This window comes from Streptomyces sp. O3 (genome assembly GCF_054788135.1).
Map to the genome: position 1 here is coordinate 41,899 of NZ_JBTVYK010000041.1, position 18,277 is coordinate 60,175.

Below are 18,277 nucleotides of genomic sequence, written 5' to 3' on the forward strand. Positions count from 1 at the left end.
CACTCAGATACCAAGCCTTATCTTCGGTGATCTTTGACAATTCTCTTAACTACCCGACGCGCCTGCCCTGACTTGCCCTCGACACACATCACAGCTTCATCACCGAACGAACACGAAGCGGACGTCAGTCCTTGCGGCCGACCCCGCCGAACATGGCCACCTCGTCGGGCTTCTCGTCCGCGCCGCCGTCCGCGCGCCACCGCGAGCAGGACACCACGCCGGGCGGCAGCAGCGTCAGACCGTCGAAGTAGCGGGTGATCTGCCGCGGGGTGCGCTGGGTCAGCTTCGGGGTGCCGTGTGCGTTCCAGAACTCCACGGCGCGGTCCACGTCCGGCATCGCCGGACTGGTGATCGTGTGCGAGAGCACCAGGTGGCTGCCACTGGGCAGGGCGTCCAGGAGGCGGCGTACGACCCCGTACGACTCCTCGTCGTCCTCGATGAAGATCACCACACCGAGCAGGACGAGCGCGACGGGCCGCGTCAGGTCGAGAGTGCGCGCGGCGCGTTCCAGGATGGTGTCGGTGTCGCGCAGGTCGGCGTCGAGGTAGTCGGTGCTGCCTTCGGGGGTGCTGGTGAGCAGCGCGCGGGCGTGCGTGAGGACGAGCGGGTCGTTGTCCACGTACACGATCCGGGACTCGGGGGCGGCCCGCTGCGCCACCTCGTGGGTGTTGTCGGCGCTGGGCAGTCCGGTGCCGACGTCCAGGAACTGCCGGATGCCGACCTCGCCCGCCAGGTGCCGCACAGAGCGGCCCAGGAAGAGGCGGTCGGCGCGGGCGTAGTCGCCGATGCCGGGGTGGAGTCGCCGGATCTGGTCTCCGGCCTCGCGGTCGACCAGGTAGTTGTCCTTGCCGTCCAGCCAGTAGTTCCATATGCGGGCGGTGTGCGGCCTGCTGGTGTCGATGCGGTCAGCCATCGATGCCTCCCTCAACTCCGTTATGTGACAGGCATCTTGGCATGTGCGCACGAGTGGCGGGCGTCCGCGTCGGCGCTCTTGCCGGCGCCCTTGGCCTTGGCGCTGGCGTGGTGCAGGGAGCGCAGCGCCAGGAGCAGCGCGCCGATGTCGTCGAGCAGCACCGGGTCGGGGAGCAGGTCCACTGGGGAGATCGCGTAGAGCACCGCGCCCCAGAAGGCGAGGGTGTTCGTCAGCGGGACGCCCGCGTCGCGCAGCGCTCTGCGGGCCCGCACCAGACGGACCAGGAGGACGACCACCAGCGCGGCGGTGGCGAGGAAGAGGAGGACCGCCACCGCCGCGACGGCCTTCAGTTCGGTACTCATCGAGTGTCTTCCTGCCCGCTGACGGACCGGCCGCCCCGGCCTGAGCGTGCCGTGAACCCGATCGGGCTAGGGCAGACCACCCCCGGTGGATCCGGCCCTACCCCGCCGCTCTCCTACCCCGCCGCTCTCCCACCCCGCCGCCCTCCTACCGCGCCGCTCTCCTGGGCCGCCGTCTGACGGGCCGCGGTGACGATCGGGGACCGCAGGGCGCGGGACACCCGCGCCAGGGACCGTGCGCCAGCGCCCCCGCCGGCGGTGACGGCCGTCGTGGGCCCGGCCGGTCGGCTCCCGGCGTCAGCCGCCGCCCCGGCCTTCACCCGTACGGCCACGGCCACCATCGCCGCGTCGCCCACCGCTCCGGCGTCCGCCGCGTCCGAGCCGCTGGCGAGCGCCGCCTCGTACGCCCGGACCCGTACCGCGTCATCGAGGAACGGCTGGAGGTCGAGCAGGCCGTCGTGGATCTGTGTCTCGCGCCGGGTGGCCCGCAGGCCGGGCGCCGCCCACCAGGCGATGCGTACTGACGCGCTCTCCCTCTGGCCGGACGGGCGCAGTTCCCGCCACAGGGGGGCCAGCCGCCAGTGGGTCAGACAGGTGCGGACCGCCCCGCAGAGCCGCGGCCCGGCCAGCGGCAGCAGGAACCCCAGCGCGGCGATCAGCGCGCCGACGGACGCGAACAGCGGGGCGGCGTCGGTGCTCAGCGTGTCCAGGTCCGCTCCGCGCCAGCGGGCGGCCACCGCCGTGAGCTTGGCCCAGACGTAGGCGACGTCGCACAGGTAGCCGGTCGCGATGGTCAGCAGGCTGGCGCGCAGCCAGCGGCTCCGCACCTGCCGCACCCAGCGCCAGCACAGCACGCACACGCCGCACGCCGGGGCGGCTGTCGCCACGAGGTGCAGCACGATCATCTCGCGGATGTACGGCGTGGTCGCGTAGTACGTGTCCAGGTCCCGCGGCCGTTCGACCGGGGCGCTGCCCAACGCGAAGAGCACGGCGAGCGCCACGGTGACCAGCCCGTAGACGGCGATCAGGGCGCGGGTGACCCGACGCGTCCGGTCCGGCGGCCCGCCGCGCCAGTTGACGATCAGCACCAGGGTGGCGGCGGAGAAGGCCGACAACAGGCCGTAGACCAGCGGGGCGGACGCGTTCGCGATGCCGGTGGCCCGGTTGACCTCGGCGACCGTCGGTGGCGCGGCGAAGAAGAACACCGCGGCGGCCAGTCCGAGCAGTACGCAGACGGAGCGCACCAGGGGGTCGCGCCAGGCCCGTACCGCGCCGGGCAGTCTGCAGACGAACGCGACCCCCATCGCGGCCGCGGGAACGTAGGAGGCCGCGCTCCGCACGTGTCAGCCTCGCGGTCGGCGGCGGCCGAGCGAGGCCTCGATCCGTCCGGCGAGCACATCACGGCCCGCCGTCGTGTGCCGCTCGCCCGCGGAGGCGAGCCAGGGGCGGCACTTGCTGGCCAGCAGCAGTCCGAAGCTCTCCGCCTCGTCCTCGTCCGCCTGGTCGAAGCGGGTGCGGGCGGCCACCGTGCGTACCGTCTCGTGCAGGTCGGCGGTCTGGGACCGCAGCCGCGCGGCGACCTCGGCGCCGTCCACCTCGTGGCCGCAGTGCCCGGCCTTCATATGCCACAACTCGTGCCCGAGGATCACCAGTTGGTGGTCGGGGGCGGTGCGCTCCTCGACCACGATCAGGTCCTGGTCGGCCATGTCGAGCCAGAGGCCGCTGGCCGTGCCCGGCGGGAACGGCGCCATCCTCAACTTGACCGGGCGGCCGCGGCGTCGACTCATGCCCCCGCACAGCGCGGCGTACAGGTCCGCGGGCTCGGTCGGGGTCGGCAGGTCGATGCCGCCGACGAGTTCGCCGCACAGACGGCGCATGTCCCTGCCTATCCCCATGCCCATGCCCGCCGCTCGCCCCGCATCCGTGCCTGTCGCCCGCCTGGTCGCTCTTGCCGCCCTTGTCGCCCCTGTCGCCCGCCCTGTCGCTGCGCCCGCTCGCGCGGCCGCATCAGGTCTCCGACCGCCTGACGTTCTCCAGCAGCATGTCCAGCCACTCCGTGACCGTGTCCCGGTGCTTGTCCGTGGGCAACTGCGCGGCCCGCCAGGCGATTCCCCGTACCCCGTGGTCCGCCAGCAGCCTCTGCAGGGCGTCTTCGGCCGGGGCGGCGGCGGCCGGATCGCCGGGCGTGTGCGGGGGGTGGGCCGCCCGTTCGCGCTCCGCCCGTTCGCGTTCCGCCAGTTTCTGCAGCAGGTCCTGCTCGGTGCGTTGCAGCGCGCCGTCGAGCGCGTCGGCGTCCGCGGCCGTGAGGAACCCCGCGTGCACCTGGAAGAAGCGCTGGATGGCGTCGCAGTGCTCCATGGTGGGACGCCGGTCGCCGTTGATCAGGGCGCCCGCCTGCTGGCGTGACATGCCCGCGCCGTCGGCGATCTCCCGCTGGGTGTAGCGGCGGCCGTCCGGCTTCAGCCGGGTTCTGCGCAGCAGGTCGAAACGCTGCAGAAACCGGGCCTGCAGGTCTGGTTCGCCCGCCTCCCGGCCCTCGAGCAGCGCTTTCACCACCCCGACCGGGACGCCCGACTGGGCGGACAGGTGTTGCCGGTTGAAGACCTCGTCACGGCACAGTCCGAGCTTGTCGGCGAGTTCGCCGACGCGGGCGACCGTTACCGCGAGCGGGCCGGTGCCCGCCGGGCCCGCGACCGAGAGGCCATCTGACACCGGTGGGTCTCCTCGATGTGACGGTGGACTGTGCAGCGTATCTGTTCAGCCAGATCTAGACCAAGGGTTGCCACAATTGTGGCGCGATCTGATCGAACAACACGACTGAATGCCACGATTGTTGACACGTTCTCGTCTCAACCAGCAGGATCGCTCTGCGGCCTCACGCCGTACCCACGGGAGGGACGACATCTCGATGGTGAATCTCGATGAATGACGCGGTGGCGGGGCGCGGCAGCGCCTGTGACGGGCCAGGCAGCACGGCGGACCCCGCCACGCGGTCCTACCTGCGCGACTACGCCGCGATGCTGTACGCCACCCCCTTCCCCTCCCTGCTCGTCAACCACCGCTGGGACGTCGTCGTCGCCAACTCCGCGTACGACGCCCTCTTCCACTCCGTACGGCCGCACCCCACGGCCATGCCGCGCCACAACTTCCTGCGCTTCGTCCTCTTCCACCCGGACGCCGCGGATGTGCTCGCCGAGCACGAGACGAGCTGGTGTCTGCCGATGCTGGCGCAGTTCGCGTCCGCCGTCGAAACCCATCCGCAGGACCAAGGGATTCAGGACATTCGCCTGGACATCGCCGCGGACCCGCTCATGAACGCCGCCTACCAGCAGGGGCTGCCGCACTGGATCAGGGCCGTCGGCTCCGCCGCCGTCGACCATGACGGGGCCGTCCGGCCCTTACGCCACCCGGACCCCGCCCAGGGGCGTTCCACCTGCCGGATCATCAGCGAGACCCCCGCCACCCTACGGGCCATCGGCTTCTCCCGGCTGACCCTGGTACTCCAGGACCCCGGCCTCACGGCGACCCCACGCCCCCGGCGCGGCGCACCACACCTCCGCGTCGTCTGAGCCGCGGCCGCGAGGGCCGGAGGAACCTAGGCTCTGTCCGGCGGCGCGGCGTAGCAGCGGACCAGGACCGTCTGGTCCGGCCCCCACCGCTGCTCGACCGTGGCCAGCGGCTCCCAGCCGAGGCGTTCGTACAGCGCCACCGCCGCGGTGTCGGAGGCGACGACGTCCAGGACCGGCCGCAGCGCACGCTGACGCGCGTCCCGTACGGCCGCCTGGATCAGCAGGGCGCCGATCCCCCGGCCGCGCGCGGCCGGGGCGACGAACAGGCGGCTGACCACCGCGGTCGCCTCGGCGCCCACCCCGTGACGGGTGCCCCACACAGCGGGCGCGGCGTCGGCGCCGTCGGCGCGGGACAGACCGACATGGCCGACGACCCGCCCGTCCAGCTCCGCCGCCCAGGCCGCGAGCAGGGACGGCGGATTCAGCCAGGCCGCGGGGTGGGCGGGCCAGTTGACCGGATAGCCGTCCGCCTGGTGCACCTCCGCGAGCGCCCGCGCGCACGCTTCGAGGTCCTGTGCGCGACGGGGCCGTACGAAGGTAGAGGCCTGGGTGGGTGCGTGCTCCACCCAGGCACCCTATCTCTGGCGTACCAAGGATCTCCGGCGTATCAAGGACCTCCGGCGCACCAGGGGCTCTGGCGCGCCAAGGCGGTCGCGGGTCAGGCCCGGCGTCGGCCGTCCGGATCCCCGTGGTACAGCGACTCCACTCGGCCCGTCTGGATGACCGTGCCGTGATACACGCCGTCGTTGATGGTGTTGTGCACAGCGCCCTCCCGCGGCGCCGCCCCCGCCGGGGCCAACTCCTCCAGCAGCTCCCGCAGTTCCTCGGCCGCAGCCGGATCGGCGCGCAGGGTGCGGCGCAGCCGGTTGCGCCACTCGGCGGCCACGTCCGCGGCCGCCTCCGCGTCGTCCGCCTCCCTTGCCGCGGCGAGGTCGGCGCGGGCCTCCTCCAGTTCGCCCGTCACCGTCTCCTCGTCCTCGGACCGCCCGCGTGAGAAGTACGCGGCCAGTCGCCGTCGTGCCTGTGCCCAGCCGTCGGTCGCCATCTGCTGCACGAGTGCCGTCGCCCCCGCCGCGGCCAGTGCCGTCAACTCCGCGTCCACGTCAGCCCCTTCCTCTCGGTCACCTCACCGTAGAGCAGCGCCCCGCCGCCCCGCGCGCCGTCTGCGAGCGGAAGCCGTGGCCGAGTTCCGGCTGGGCCAGTCCGAAGTAGTGCCGGAAGCTGTAGATGAGCGGGCTCCACTCGGCCGGGTCGATGTGCTCGGTGCCGGGCACCACGACCGACGCGGCGGCGTGCACCCGTACGACATCGCACTCGGCGATCCGGAATCCGCCGTCGGGACCGGCCGGTGTCAGCTTCCGCACCGTGGCCTCCAGTTGGATCGGGCACTCGGCGACCCGCGGCGGCCGCACCCGCTCCGACTCCAGGGGGCGCAGGCCCGCCGCGGCGAACTTGTCCGGCTCATGGCGGTACACGGCGCGCTTGGCGGCCGGCACCGGGTCGGCGCCCGTGAGCGGGGCGAGGCGTTCCACCGCGGACCAGAGGTCGGCCGACGGGAGGTTGACGACCAGCTCGGGGCGCTCCGCGAGATTCGCCGCCGTACGCGCCTGCTCGCCCACGCCGATGACGACGGTGTGCCCCAGGGCCCAGGCGGAGGACACCGGGGCGAGGTTGGGGGTGCCGTCGGGGTTCTCGGTGCTGAGCAGGGCCACGGGGGTGCCGAAGTACAGGATGCTCGGGGATATCGCGAGATGACCGTCAGCGGGGCGGACAGGGTCGGCTGAGTCAGCGGACCGGGCGGAGTCGGCGGGGCGTGCGCGGTCGGCGGTCGGGGTGCTGTGGTTCATGCCGCGGAACGCTACGGACGTGACGCTTCGGCGGACGCCGAAGCGTCGCACGGCAGAATGGACCCATGAGCCAGCCCCCCGACAGCGTCCCCGGCCCCGATCTGGCCGCCCTGGCGACCCTGCTCGCCGACCGCACCCGCGCGGCGATGTGCCTGGCGCTGCTCGACGGCCGGGCCTGGACGGCGAAGGAACTGGCCCAGCACGCCGGAGTGGCCGCGTCGACCGCCACCGGCCAGCTGCACCGGCTCGTCGCGGGCGGGCTGCTGGCGGAGGAACGGCAGGGCCGCCACCGCTATGTGCGCCTGGCCGGGCCCGCCACCGCCGAGATGATCGAGAGCCTCGCCTCGCACGCCCCGCTGCGCTCCACGCCCGTACGCTCCCTGCGCGACGCGCACCGCCGCCGCGCCCTGGCGTACGCCCGGTCCTGCTACGACCACCTGGCGGGCACGGTCGCGGTCGCGATCACCGACGCGATGACCGAGCGATCCCTGCTGACCTGGGAGTACGGCCCGGCGCTGACCGACGCGGGCAAGGCCTGGCTGCGCGGCCTCGGCATCGACGACCACCGCCCGCGCTCGGGCCGCGCCCATGTCCGCAGCTGTCTGGACTGGACGGAGCGGCGCCAGCACCTGGCGGGCGCGGTGGGCGCCGCGTTCCTCCAGCACGCTCTCGACGCCGAGTGGGTCCTGCGCAGGGGCGACACCCGTGTGATCGTCCTAACGGACACCGGCCGTACGGTGCTGCGCGACCACCTCGGACTCACCGACGCGGTGCTGTACGCCCCCGCCGACTGAGGCGAAAAGCATGTGCGAGCGCCGCGCGTCACTCGGCATGATCGGCTCGGCGGCACCCCGTCGGCCAGCGACCGCAGACCGTCAGCCGCCGACCTGCGCGCACGCCTCCGTCGTCGAAGCCGGTACCCGGCTGGCCTTCCTGGCCGGGTCCGTGCCGCTCGACGCCGCGGGCGGCCTCGTGGGCGAGGCGCGCCCCCGTACAGCAAGCCAGGCAGGTCATCGCCAACCTTCACGCCCACCACGGGCCGCCCCCGCGCCCCGGTGGCATCCTGAAAGCGTGTACGAGTCGGCGCTGCGCCTTCGTTTCTCCGCCGAGCTTCGGCTGTTTCTGCCCTCCCGTCACCGGGAGAACGGCGAGACGCGGGTGACGCCCGACGGCGTCTCCTCGCTCGGCCACGTCGTCGAGTCCCTGGGCGTTCCGCTCCCGGAGGTCGGCGCGCTGCTCGTCGACGGGCGCCCGGTGGCTCCCTCGTACCGTCCGCGGGCGGGCGAGCACGTGGACGTACGGCCCGTGTCCCGGCCGCAGCGGCCGCTGCCCGAGCCGCCGCGGTTCGTCCTCGACGTCCATCTGGGCGCGCTGGCCCGGCGGCTGCGCCTGCTCGGCGTCGACACCGCGTACCACAACGACCTGGACGACGACGCGCTGATCGCGCAGGCGAACGCCGAGCGCCGGGTGCTGCTGACCCAGGACCGGGGCCTGCTGCGCCGCCGGGCGCTGTGGCTGGGCGGGTATGTGCGCGGCGCCCGCCCGGACGGTCAACTCGCCGACGTACTGGAGCGGTTCGCACCACAGCTGGCCCCGTGGACCCGGTGCACGGCGTGCAACGCCCCGCTCGCGCCGGTGGCCAAGAGCGAGGTCGCGCATCTGCTGCGCCCCGGCACCCGCCGTACGTATCACGCGTTCACGCGCTGCCCGGACTGCGGCCGGGTCTACTGGCGGGGCGCGCACGGCCGCAGGCTGGAACAGATCGTGGCGGCGGCGGGACGCGCGACCACCGCCGTCCTGACCGCCGCGGCGCTGGCCTTCGGACTCGCCGCGTGCACGGCGGACTCGGGCGGAAGTGAAGCCGCGAGCACGAGCAGGCCGGCACCTCGTTCACGACGCCGGACGGCGTGCCGCTGAACTTCGCCGCCGGGCGAGTCTGGGTCCTGCCCACCGGCCGCTGACGCGCCCGCCGTACGGGCCCGCACGGCGGGCACGGGCCGCACGGCGGGCACGGGCCGCACGGCGGGCACGGGCCGCACGGGCGTACAGCGGGCACGCGCCACACGGCGGGCCCCGTCCGCTGCCCGCGGCTCCCCTGTACCCTCCCCGTGCATGGACGAACTGGCTCTGCTCAAGCGCGCGGGCGGCCCCGTCACCCGGTCTCGGCTCATCCAGGACCTGACCGCGCTCGGTCTCGCCGACGGCGACACGGTCATGTTCCACACCCGGATGTCCGCCATCGGCTATGTGGCGGGCGGGCCCCGGACGCTCATCGGCGCACTCGGCGACGTCGTGGGAGAACGCGGCACCCTGCTGGTGACCTGCGGCTGGAACGACGCCCCGCCATACGACTTCACCGGCTGGCCGGGGCCCTGGCAGGACGCCCTACGCGCGGAGCACCCCGCGTACGACCCCGGACTCAGCGAGGCCGACCACGAGAACGGCCGCCTGCCGGAGGCGCTGCGCCGCTGGCCCGGCGCGGTCCGCAGCCGCCACCCGGACGCGAGTCTCGCCGCGCTCGGGGCCTCGGCCGCCGCGCTGATGGCCGACCACCCCTGGGACGACCCGCACGGCCCCGGCAGCCCGCTGGAGCGGCTGGTCACGCTGGGTGGCCGAGTGCTGTTCCTGGGCGCCCCGCTGGAGACGTTCACGCTGCTGCACTACGCCGAGGCGCTCGCCGAAGCCCCCGGCAAGCGGTTCGTGACGTACGAGCAACCCATCGAGGTCGACGGGGAGCGGGTCTGGCGGCGGTTCCATGACATCGACTCGTCGACCGGCGCCTTCGACTACTCCCCGGTGGTACCCGAGGGGCAGGATCCGTTCGAGGCCATCACGCGGGACATGCTCGCCGCCGGGATCGGCCGCCGGGGCAGGGTGGGCGCGGCCGAGAGCCACCTGTTCGAGGCCGCCGACGCGGTGGAGTTCGCGATCGGCTGGATCGAGGGGAAGCTGGGACGCGGGACACCGCGCGGGCACACGGCCGACTCGCCGGAATAGAGTCGGACCATGACTTCGGAGGCTACGGGCGCAGGCACGGGCACGGGCACGGGCGGTACGGGCATGCGTAGGGACGCCGGGACCGGGACTGTGCGGGTCGACAGCTGGATCTGGTCGGTGCGGCTGGTCAAGACCCGCTCGGCGGCGGCTTCGGCCTGCCGCGCGGGCCATGTGCGGGTCAACGGCGACCGCGCCAAGCCCGCGCAGGCGGTCAAGGCGGGCGACGAGGTGCGGCTGCGGCACGCGGGCCGGGAGCGAGTCGTCATCGTGCGCCGTGTCATCCGCAAGCGGGTCGGCGCACCGGTCGCCGTCGAGTGCTACGTCGACCACTCGCCCCCGCCGCCGCCCCGCGAGGCGGTCGCCCCCGCGGGCGTCCGCGATCGCGGCGCGGGCCGCCCGACCAAGCGGGACCGGCGCGAGCTGGAGCGCCTGCGCGGCCTGAGGCAGCCATCGGACGGCCGGACACCCGACGCCTAAGCCTGCCGTCAACTCCCGCCGTCCGCCCGGAAGGCGGGCCGGGCGAGCGGCTGGTGTCACCGAGGCGCACGGGCCGGGCGTCCGTTCCCGGACGCCCGGCCGGGGGTCAGCGGGCTGCGCCCGCGGGGCCGGTCAGCTGCCCTGCGCCTCCTTGTAGAGGTCCCTGGCGTCGTCGCCGAAGTAGGGCCCGAACATATAGCCCGGCAGGAAGACATAGCCGAAGCTGTTCACCGAGGTCTGCAGCCCGGTGCCGGTGGACTCGTCGAAGTCCTGGAACCAGGGCCCTCCGCTGGAGCCCCCGGTCATGTCGCAGGACAGCCCGTGGTCGGAGGAGAACAGGAAGTCCCGGAAGGAGTTCCCGCTGCAGTAGATCAGCCGGGAGCCGTCGTACGGGTCGGCGGCCGGGAACCCGAAGGCGTACATCGCCTTGTTGTAGCCAGTGTTGAAGGCCACGCCCTGGGCGCCCACGACGTCGGTGAGCCGCTGGCCGTTCAGCGGGTTCACCACCGCGGCGCCGACGTCGTAGTTGATGTCCTCGCTGGCCGCCCATTGCGGCGTGGCGAGGGTCTTGTTCGCCGTCCACTTGCCGTACGGGGCGTTTCCGTCCCGGTAGTTCGGGACGAACACCCAGTCGGTGTGCCAGGCGCCTTCGAGCTTCACGCAGTGCCCGGCGGTGAGGACGGTGGACTTGTTGGCGCTGGTGACCGCGTTCCCGGAGCAGGAGGCGGTACGGCCCTGGTAGGTGAAGAAGACCCGGCCGGACGTGGTGGTGACCGCGCCGCCGCCGTCCCAGGCGCCGCCGCGCTGCGGGAAGGCCTGGGCGCCGGGGTTGACGCTGGTCGGCGGCACGCGCAGTTCCGCGCCGGAGCGCACCTTGGCCAGCAGGTTCCCGGCCTTCACGGGCAGCACGTCGAGCGGCTTCGCGGAGCGCATGCGCTCCGCGGTCCAGAAGGCGTTCAGGTCCTTGGACTGCCGCTGCTCGTAGGCGGGTGCGGCGTCCGCGGGAGTGGCCGCGGCGGCCGATGCGGCCGGTAACAGGGTCGCGGCGAGCAGGGCTCCCGCGGCGGTCAGTGCTCCGATGGCGCGGCGGGGGGTGATGAGGCTTCGTCTCACGCGCATGGACTCCTTCTGCGACGGCCGCGCGCCCTGGGTGGCCGCGCGGGCTTGACCGGTGTGCGGAGCGGTGCGGAGATGAGCTGCGCCAGGCGGTGCGGGGCCTGCACGGGGAAGGGTGCCACGGAATCGACGTCTTGTCAGGGGCGCGTCAGAAAAGACGCGCCCCGGACGCCCCTGACGCCCCTGACGCGCCTGACGCGCCCCTGAGGAGGGTCGCCCAGTGCGATCCTGGAACTGGAACCGGGAGATGAGTGCCGATGCGTACCGGCAGCGAACCCCTCACCGCGCGCAGTGCCCTGCGCATGCGCTTCTGGCTGAGCGTGTGGGGGCTGATCTGGGCCGCAGCGGGCACGGTCGCCTTCGCCTACGCGGGCCGTCCGGGCTGGGCGATCGCGTGCGGGGTGCTCACGGCGATCGTCACGGTGGACATGTCGATGATCCTCCGCCACATCCACCAGGGCCCCCACTACCAGCCGGGCCGCGACGTTCCCCCGTACGAGCCCGACCGGGGCGGCATGGGCCGCTGGCCCCGGCGGCGCTGACCCCGGCGGCCGGAGGCCTCGCCGTCGGGGACTACGTCGCCAGGCCCGCGCGGCCTCGCTTCAGTCCGACTCGAACCGCGCCGCCGCCAGGTACTCCGGCTGTGGATCGAGCGCCGCGGCCAGCCGGAAGTGGCGCCTGGCCTGCTCCGGGCGGTCCGCGCGTTCAAAGGTGCGGGCCAGCGCGAAGTGCGCGAACGCGTTGTCCGGCTCGCGCTCGAGAACCAGCTCGAACTCCAGCTCTGCGGGCCGCAGTTGCGCGGCCGCGAAGAACGCCCGAGCACGTAGCAGCCGGGCCGAGGTGTTCTCCGGGTGGGCGGCGATGACCCGGTCGAGCAGCTTCACCGCGCCGCGCGGATCGCGGGCGTCGAGCAGCTGCTCCGCCGCACGGAAGTCGATGACATGGGTTTCCGGGGTGCGTCCCGCGTTCTCGGGCACGGTCGTTTCCTTTCTTGACTGAACCCCTTCAACGACGGACGCCGGGCGGCTATTCCACCCGGCGTCCAGGACTCGCGTAGAGCCCGCCCCTGGGCCCGCCCCTGGGCCCGTCCCGGACCCTACGCGGGGCCCGAACCGGCTCCGGCGCGCCGGACGAGGTCCTGCCAGACCGCACGGACCCGTGGTTCCAGGTCTTCCAGCGGGCCGTTGTTGTCGATCACGATCCCGGCGATCTCCAGGCGCTTCTCCCGTGTCGCCTGCGCCGCCATCCGGGCGCGCGCGTCGTCCTCGGTCATACCCCGCAGCCGTACCAGCCGGTCCAGTTGGGTGTCCGGGGACGCGTCGACGACGACCACCACGTCATACAGCGGGGCCAGGCCGTTCTCGGTCAGCAGCGGCACATCGTGCACCACGACGGCGTCGTCGGGCGCGGCGGCCTCCAGCCGCGCGGAGCGCTCCCGGACCAGCGGATGCACGATGCCGTTCAGCACGGCCAGCTTCTCGGGGTCGGCGAACACCAGCGCGCCCAGGCGCGGCCGGTCCAGCGTGCCGTCCGGCGCCAGGATGTCCTCGCCGAAGGCCCGTGTGACCGCGGCGAGGCCGGGCGTTCCGGGCGCGACGACCTCCCTGGCGATCTGGTCCGCGTCGATCAGTACCGCCCCGTACGAGTCGAGAAGCCGGGACACCTCGCTCTTACCGGCGCCGATGCCTCCGGTCAGGCCCACTTTCAGCATGCCGGAAGCTTAGGGCCTGTCTTTGAGGCCCTGTCCACCCCGCCCACCGGGGCCGGGGCAGGCAGGGCCGGGCAGGGTTTGCCGGGCAGGTTCTAGACGTCGCCCTCGCGTTCCGCGAGGAAGCGCTCGAAGTCCCGGCCGATCTCGTCCGCCGAGGGGATCTCGACCGGCTCGGCGAGCATGTTCCCCCGCGTCTCGGCCCCTGCGGCGGCGTCGTACTGGTGCTCAAGGCCCTGGACCATGGCGACCAGTTCCTCGTCGCCCTCCTGGATCTGACGCTCGATCTCGGTCTGGGTGCGGTGCGCCTCGGTGCGCAGCGCGTGGGCGACGCCGGGCAGCACCAGGCCGGTCGCCGCGGTGATCGCCTCAAGCGCGGTGAGCGCCGCGTCCGGGTATCCGGAGCGCGCGATGTAGTGCGGGACGTGCGCGGCGACGCCGAGCACGTCGTGCCCCGCTTCCATCAGGCGGTACTCGACCAGGGCTTCCGCGCTGCCGGGTACCTGCGCCTCGTCGAACGGGCTGCGGTGGCCGGGCACCAGGTCGACCCGGTTGCCGTGCGGCGTCAGGCCGACGGGACGGGTGTGCGGCACTCCCATCGGGATGCCGTGGAAGTTCACCGCGAGCCGTACGCCGAGCCGCTCGACGATCTGCCCGACGGCGGCCGCGAATCGCTCCCACTCCACGTCGGGCTCGGGCCCGGACAGCAGCAGGAAGGGCGCGCCCGTGGTGTCCTGGAGCAGCCGCACCTCCAGCGCGGGCACCTCGTACCGGGCCCAGCGGTCACGCTCGAAGGTCAGCAGGGGCCGGCGGGCTCGGTAGTCGATCAACCGGTCGTGGTCGAAGCGGGCCACCACCTGGCCGGGCAGGGAGTCGGTGAGCCGGGCGACGATCTGGTCGCCGGTCTCGCCCGCGTCGATGTACCCGTCGAAGTGGTAGAGCATGACGAGTCCGGCCGAGTCCTGCGCGAGCGCCATGTCGACGACCGCGAGGCCCTTCGGCTCCCATGTGTACAGACTCTGGGGATCAAGCACTGTGACCGCTCCTCCTCGTGTTCGTACTCCAGAACACGCGGTACGGCACCGGCATTCCCGCGCGCTGACGACAGTTGACCCGAACGCACCGCGGGCCCGCACCTTTGAAGGTGCGGGCCCGCGGCTCTGTGCCGTGGTCGGCTAGCGCCGAGCGGAGAGCGTCAGCTCTGGCCGCCGGCCAGCTTCTCGCGAAGCGCGGCCAGGGCCTCGTCCGACGCCAGGGCGCCGGAGTTGTCCGCGGTCTCCGAGGAGTACGAGCCACCGCTGGCGGCACCGCCGCCGTTGCCACCGCCGGCCGGAGCGGCCGCAGCGGCCTCGCCGGCGCCCTCGGCCTCGGCCTGGGCGTCCGCCTCGCGGGACTTGATGACCTGGGCCTGGTGCTGCTCGAAGCGCTGCTGCGCCTCGGCGTACTGGGTCTCCCAGGCCTCGCGCTGCGCCTCGTAGCCCTCGAGCCAGTCGTTGGTCTCGGGGTCGAAGCCCTCGGGGTAGATGTAGTTGCCCTGGTCGTCGTACGAGGCGGCCATGCCGTACAGCGTCGGGTCGAACTCGACGATGGACGGGTCGGCGCCGAAGGCCTCGTTGGCCTGCTTCAGCGAGAGGCTGATGCGGCGGCGCTCCAGGTCGATGTCGATGACCTTGACGAAGATCTCGTCGTTGACCTGGACGACCTGCTCCGGGATCTCCACGTGGCGCTCGGCCAGCTCGGAGATGTGCACCAGGCCCTCGATGCCCTCGTCGACGCGCACGAACGCACCGAACGGAACGAGCTTGGTGACCTTACCGGGAACGACCTGCCCGATCTGGTGCGTGCGGGCGAACTGCTGCCACGGGTCTTCCTGGGTCGCCTTGAGCGACAGGGAGACGCGCTCGCGGTCCATGTCCACGTCGAGGACCTCGACGGTGACTTCCTGGCCGACCTCGACGACCTCGGAGGGGTGGTCGATGTGCTTCCAGGAGAGCTCGGAGACGTGGACGAGACCGTCGACGCCGCCCAGGTCCACGAAGGCGCCGAAGTTGACGATCGAGGAGACGACGCCGGAGCGGACCTGGCCCTTCTGCAGGGTCGTGAGGAACGTCTGGCGCACCTCGGACTGGGTCTGCTCGAGCCAGGCACGGCGGGACAGGACCACGTTGTTGCGGTTCTTGTCCAGCTCGATGATCTTGGCCTCGAGCTCCTTGCCCACGTACGGCTGGAGGTCGCGGACGCGGCGCATCTCGACGAGGGAGGCCGGCAGGAAGCCACGGAGGCCGATGTCGAGGATGAGACCACCCTTGACGACCTCGATGACGGTACCGGTGACGATGCCGTCCTCTTCCTTGATCTTCTCGATCGTGCCCCAGGCACGCTCGTACTGAGCGCGCTTCTTGGACAGGATCAGACGGCCTTCCTTGTCCTCCTTCTGGAGAACCAGGGCCTCGATCTCATCGCCGACGGCGACGACCTCGTTGGGGTCGACGTCGTGCTTGATGGAGAGCTCGCGGCTCGGGATGACACCTTCGGTCTTGTAACCGATGTCGAGCAGGACCTCGTCCCGGTCGACCTTCACGATGACGCCGTCGACGATGTCGCCGTCGTTGAAGTACTTGATCGTCTCGTCGATCGCGGCGAGGAAGGCTTCCTCGTTACCGATGTCGTTGACCGCTACCTGCGGGGTGGTGGCGGTGGTCTCGGTGCTGCTCGTCATGTGGGAAAGGGCTCCGGTACGGACAGTGAGTCGTAGGTACTGCTACGCCGGGAGCCCGTGATCGCTCTGCAGAAGCCGGACAGCATTGGAGGCGCGCGCCTCCTCTCGAGAAATCTCCCGGAGGGAACGACATACACCTCGAAACCGAGGGGACATACAACAGATGCGAGCGCACCCTGCTCTGTCTGAGGAGCGCAGGCCGCCAGCGCAACTTGTAGCATACGGGGGCAGCCGGGCAGGGTCAATGCGCGAAAGACGCACACCCAGGGCGAACGCCGCATAACCGGCACAGAGCCCTCGCGGGGTGTGGACGGAAGAGTACGACGAGGGAGCGGATCATCCAAGAGTCGCAGCCGAACGGGCGGCCCGAGCGGTCAGGCCGGGCCGGAGCCCCCGAGGCGCCCCAGCTCGCGCCCGAGGCACCCGAGCCCGAGGCCACCCGGCGCGCCGCCGGTGTCACCGAGAGCAGCCACGCCAGCCGCGGCTGGTGGGACCGCAACGCCGACGACTACCAGCGCGAGCACGGCACCTTCCTCGGCGACGACCGCTTCGTGTGGTGCCCCGAGGGCCTGGACGAGGTCGAGGCGGAGCTGCTCGGGCCCGCCGAGTCGCTCAAGGGCCTGGACGTCCTGGAGATCGGCGCCGGCGCCGCCCAGTGCTCGCGCTGGCTCGCCAGGCAGGGGGCGCGCCCGGTGGCCCTGGATCTCTCGCACCGGCAGCTGCAGCACGCGCGGCGGATCGGCGCGGACTACACCGCGTCGGTGCCGCTCGTACAGGCGGACGCGGGCGCCCTGCCGTTCGCCGACGGCTCCTTCGACCTGGCCTGCTCCGCGTACGGGGCGCTGCCCTTCGTGGCCGACCCGCGGCGGGTGCTGCGCGAGGTCCGGCGCGTGCTGCGCCCCGGCGGCCGGTTCGTCTTCTCCGTGACGCACCCGATCCGGTGGGCCTTCCCTGACGAGCCGGGCCCCGACGGCCTGTCGGTCTCCGCGTCCTACTTCGACCGCACGCCGTATGTGGAGCAGGACGAGCAGGGGTTCGCGGTGTACGTCGAGCACCACCGGACGGTCGGCGACCGGGTGCGGGACGTGGTCGGCGCCGGGCTGCGCCTGGTGGACCTCGTGGAACCGGAGTGGCCGGACTGGAACACCCAGGAGTGGGGCGGCTGGTCCCCGCTGCGCGGGCATCTGATTCCGGGTACGGCGATCTTCGTCTGCGCGCGGGACTGAGCGGGCTCTAGGACTGAGCGGGGCTGAGGGCCTCGGCTCCTGCGAGCCAGGCGGCCCGCGCCCCGGACGGTGTGCACCGTCCGGGACACTGGGGGCGTGATCCGCGCCGACGCCCTGGACCAGTTGCCCGTACGTACCGCCGTGCCCGCGCTACGGGACGCGCTGCGCTGTCATGGGGCCGCGGTGCTGTGCGCGCCGCCCGGTACCGGCAAGACGACGCTGGTTCCGCTCGTACTCGCGGGTCTGGTCGGGGACGGTCCGGCGCGCCGCGTGGTGGTCGCCGAGCCGCGGCGGATCGCGGCCCGCGCGGCGGCGCGGCGGATGGCCTGGCTGCTGGGCGAGCGGGTCGGCGAGAGCGTGGGGTTCACGGTGCGCGGGGAGCGGGTCGTGGGCCCTCACGCGCGCGTGGAGGTCGTCACGACCGGGGTGCTGCTCCAGCGGCTCCAGCGCGACCAGGAGCTGGCCGACGTCGACGCCGTCGTGCTCGACGAGTGTCATGAGCGGCACCTGGACGCGGACACGGCGGCCGCGTTCCTCCTGGACGTACGCGCCACGCTCCGCCCGGACCTGCACCTGGTCGCGGCGTCGGCGACGACCGACGCGCAGGGCTGGGCCCGGCTGCTCGGCGACGCCCCGGTGGTGGAGGCGGCGGCCGTGACCCATCCGGTGGAGACGGTGTGGACGCCGCCCGCGCGCCCGGTGCGGCCGCCGCACGGGATGCGGGTCGATCCGGCGCTGCTCACGCATGTGGCGGCGGTGGTGCGGCGGGCGCTCGCCGAGCGGTCCGGCGACGTGCTGTGCTTCCTGCCCGGTGTCGGCGAGATCGCGCGCGTGGCCGGGCAGCTCGGAGACCTGGACGGCGTCGAGGTGCTGCGGGTGCACGGGCGGGCCCCGGCGGCGGTGCAGGACGCGGTGCTGTCCGCCGGGCGGGGGCGGCGCGTGGTGCTGGCGACGGCGGTGGCCGAGTCCAGCCTGACGGTGCCCGGCGTGCGCGTGGTCGTCGACTCGGGGCTCGCGCGTGAACCCCGTACGGATCACGCGCGCGGGCTGAGCGCTCTGACGACCGTACGGGCCTCCCAGGCGGCCGGGCGGCAGCGCGCGGGACGCGCCGGGCGCGAGGCGCCGGGCGCGGTGTATCGCTGCTGGGCCGAGGCCGAGCACGGGCGGCTGCCGCGTTTCCCGGCCCCGGAGATCAAGGTGGCCGACCTCGCGGCGTTCGCGCTGCAGGCCGCCTGCTGGGGCGACCCGGACGCGTCCGGGCTCGCGCTCCTCGACCCGCCGCCGGCCGGCGCGCTGGCCGCGGCGCTTATACACAACTCCCAGCCCCCCAGACGCGACAGGTCCAC

The 18,277-nt window shown here is 73.0% G+C and carries 21 protein-coding genes; 8 read left to right on the forward strand and 13 right to left on the reverse strand.

Annotated elements, in window-relative coordinates:
- Positions 1-124 precede the first annotated feature (124 nt).
- The 5 genes from ACX6XY_RS20975 to ACX6XY_RS20995 all read right to left on the reverse strand — a co-directional run bounded on the left by ACX6XY_RS20975 (position 125) and on the right by ACX6XY_RS20995 (position 3,984).
- A complete protein-coding gene (locus tag ACX6XY_RS20975; protein WP_460332798.1) occupies positions 125-913 on the reverse strand; it encodes an SAM-dependent methyltransferase in 789 nt (262 codons plus the stop codon).
- Between the two features lie 20 nt (positions 914-933).
- The gene (locus tag ACX6XY_RS20980) at positions 934-1,275 is read right to left on the reverse strand and encodes a YkvA family protein (protein WP_460332799.1); all 342 of its coding nucleotides are present in this window, start codon (positions 1,273-1,275) and stop codon (positions 934-936) included.
- Between the two features lie 113 nt (positions 1,276-1,388).
- Positions 1,389-2,612, reverse strand: coding sequence for an MAB_1171c family putative transporter (locus tag ACX6XY_RS20985; RefSeq protein WP_460332801.1), 1,224 nt, complete (start codon positions 2,610-2,612; stop codon positions 1,389-1,391).
- Between the two features lie 3 nt (positions 2,613-2,615).
- Complete coding sequence (locus tag ACX6XY_RS20990; RefSeq protein ID WP_460332803.1) at positions 2,616-3,149, reverse strand: toxin-antitoxin system, toxin component; 534 nt, start codon at positions 3,147-3,149, stop codon at positions 2,616-2,618.
- Between the two features lie 130 nt (positions 3,150-3,279).
- Positions 3,280-3,984 (reverse strand): helix-turn-helix domain-containing protein, encoded by a 705-nt coding sequence (locus ACX6XY_RS20995; RefSeq protein WP_460332805.1) that lies wholly within the window; start codon positions 3,982-3,984, stop codon positions 3,280-3,282.
- A 209-nt stretch (positions 3,985-4,193) separates the two neighbouring features.
- On the opposite strand from ACX6XY_RS20995, the gene ACX6XY_RS21000 reads away from it, so the two are divergent.
- Positions 4,194-4,841 carry an MmyB family transcriptional regulator gene (locus ACX6XY_RS21000; RefSeq protein WP_460332807.1) on the forward strand — a complete coding sequence of 216 codons (648 nt, stop codon included), beginning with the start codon at positions 4,194-4,196 and terminating at the stop codon, positions 4,839-4,841.
- 26 nt (positions 4,842-4,867) lie between these two features.
- Here the strand turns inward: ACX6XY_RS21000 and ACX6XY_RS21005 are convergent, their stop codons facing one another.
- The 3 genes from ACX6XY_RS21005 to ACX6XY_RS21015 form a co-directional block, all read right to left on the reverse strand.
- Entirely contained in the window at positions 4,868-5,407 is a 540-nt protein-coding gene (locus ACX6XY_RS21005; RefSeq protein WP_460332808.1) for a GNAT family N-acetyltransferase, read from the reverse strand.
- A gap of 92 nt (positions 5,408-5,499) precedes the next feature.
- The gene (locus tag ACX6XY_RS21010; protein ID WP_460332809.1) at positions 5,500-5,943 is read right to left on the reverse strand and encodes a hypothetical protein; all 444 of its coding nucleotides are present in this window, start codon (positions 5,941-5,943) and stop codon (positions 5,500-5,502) included.
- A gap of 19 nt (positions 5,944-5,962) precedes the next feature.
- Positions 5,963-6,688: a flavin reductase family protein gene (locus tag ACX6XY_RS21015; protein WP_460332811.1), complete on the reverse strand. Its 726-nt coding sequence runs from the start codon at positions 6,686-6,688 to the stop codon at positions 5,963-5,965.
- Between the two features lie 65 nt (positions 6,689-6,753).
- Here ACX6XY_RS21015 and ACX6XY_RS21020 point away from each other — a divergent pair, with 65 nt between their 5' ends.
- The 4 genes from ACX6XY_RS21020 (at position 6,754) to ACX6XY_RS21035 (ending at position 10,162) form a co-directional block, all read left to right on the forward strand.
- Positions 6,754-7,482, forward strand: coding sequence for an ArsR/SmtB family transcription factor (locus tag ACX6XY_RS21020; protein ID WP_460332813.1), 729 nt, complete (start codon positions 6,754-6,756; stop codon positions 7,480-7,482).
- A 292-nt stretch (positions 7,483-7,774) separates the two neighbouring features.
- Entirely contained in the window at positions 7,775-8,605 is an 831-nt protein-coding gene (locus tag ACX6XY_RS21025) for a Mut7-C RNAse domain-containing protein (RefSeq protein WP_460332839.1), read from the forward strand.
- Between the two features lie 195 nt (positions 8,606-8,800).
- On the forward strand, positions 8,801-9,685 hold the full coding sequence (gene aac(3) / locus ACX6XY_RS21030) for an aminoglycoside 3-N-acetyltransferase (RefSeq protein ID WP_460332816.1): 885 nt from the start codon (positions 8,801-8,803) through the stop codon (positions 9,683-9,685).
- Positions 9,686-9,748: 63 nt separating this feature from the next.
- Complete coding sequence (locus ACX6XY_RS21035; RefSeq protein ID WP_460332842.1) at positions 9,749-10,162, forward strand: RNA-binding S4 domain-containing protein; 414 nt, start codon at positions 9,749-9,751, stop codon at positions 10,160-10,162.
- A 132-nt stretch (positions 10,163-10,294) separates the two neighbouring features.
- Here ACX6XY_RS21035 and ACX6XY_RS21040 read toward each other — a convergent pair whose 3' ends face one another.
- Positions 10,295-11,281 (reverse strand): trypsin-like serine peptidase, encoded by a 987-nt coding sequence (locus ACX6XY_RS21040; protein ID WP_460332818.1) that lies wholly within the window; start codon positions 11,279-11,281, stop codon positions 10,295-10,297.
- A gap of 254 nt (positions 11,282-11,535) precedes the next feature.
- Here ACX6XY_RS21040 and ACX6XY_RS21045 point away from each other — a divergent pair, with 254 nt between their 5' ends.
- On the forward strand, positions 11,536-11,820 hold the full coding sequence (locus tag ACX6XY_RS21045; RefSeq protein WP_460332820.1) for a DUF6343 family protein: 285 nt from the start codon (positions 11,536-11,538) through the stop codon (positions 11,818-11,820).
- Positions 11,821-11,880: 60 nt separating this feature from the next.
- On the opposite strand, the gene ACX6XY_RS21050 is transcribed toward ACX6XY_RS21045, so the two are convergent.
- The 4 genes from ACX6XY_RS21050 to rpsA all read right to left on the reverse strand — a co-directional run bounded on the left by ACX6XY_RS21050 (position 11,881) and on the right by rpsA (position 15,705).
- Positions 11,881-12,255, reverse strand: a complete 375-nt coding sequence (locus ACX6XY_RS21050) for a tetratricopeptide repeat protein (RefSeq protein ID WP_460332822.1) — start codon at positions 12,253-12,255, stop codon at positions 11,881-11,883.
- Between the two features lie 119 nt (positions 12,256-12,374).
- Positions 12,375-12,989 carry a dephospho-CoA kinase gene (gene coaE / locus ACX6XY_RS21055; protein ID WP_460332824.1) on the reverse strand — a complete coding sequence of 205 codons (615 nt, stop codon included), beginning with the start codon at positions 12,987-12,989 and terminating at the stop codon, positions 12,375-12,377.
- A gap of 92 nt (positions 12,990-13,081) precedes the next feature.
- Positions 13,082-14,020, reverse strand: a complete 939-nt coding sequence (locus ACX6XY_RS21060) for a PAC2 family protein (protein ID WP_460332827.1) — start codon at positions 14,018-14,020, stop codon at positions 13,082-13,084.
- A gap of 161 nt (positions 14,021-14,181) precedes the next feature.
- Positions 14,182-15,705 (reverse strand): 30S ribosomal protein S1, encoded by a 1,524-nt coding sequence (rpsA, locus tag ACX6XY_RS21065; protein ID WP_460332830.1) that lies wholly within the window; start codon positions 15,703-15,705, stop codon positions 14,182-14,184.
- Between the two features lie 335 nt (positions 15,706-16,040).
- On the opposite strand from rpsA, the gene ACX6XY_RS21070 reads away from it, so the two are divergent.
- Positions 16,041-16,931, forward strand: coding sequence for a class I SAM-dependent methyltransferase (locus ACX6XY_RS21070; protein WP_460332845.1), 891 nt, complete (start codon positions 16,041-16,043; stop codon positions 16,929-16,931).
- A 96-nt stretch (positions 16,932-17,027) separates the two neighbouring features.
- On the forward strand, positions 17,028-18,277 hold a 1,250-nt coding region (locus tag ACX6XY_RS21075; RefSeq protein ID WP_460332833.1), incomplete at its 3' end, for a helicase-related protein.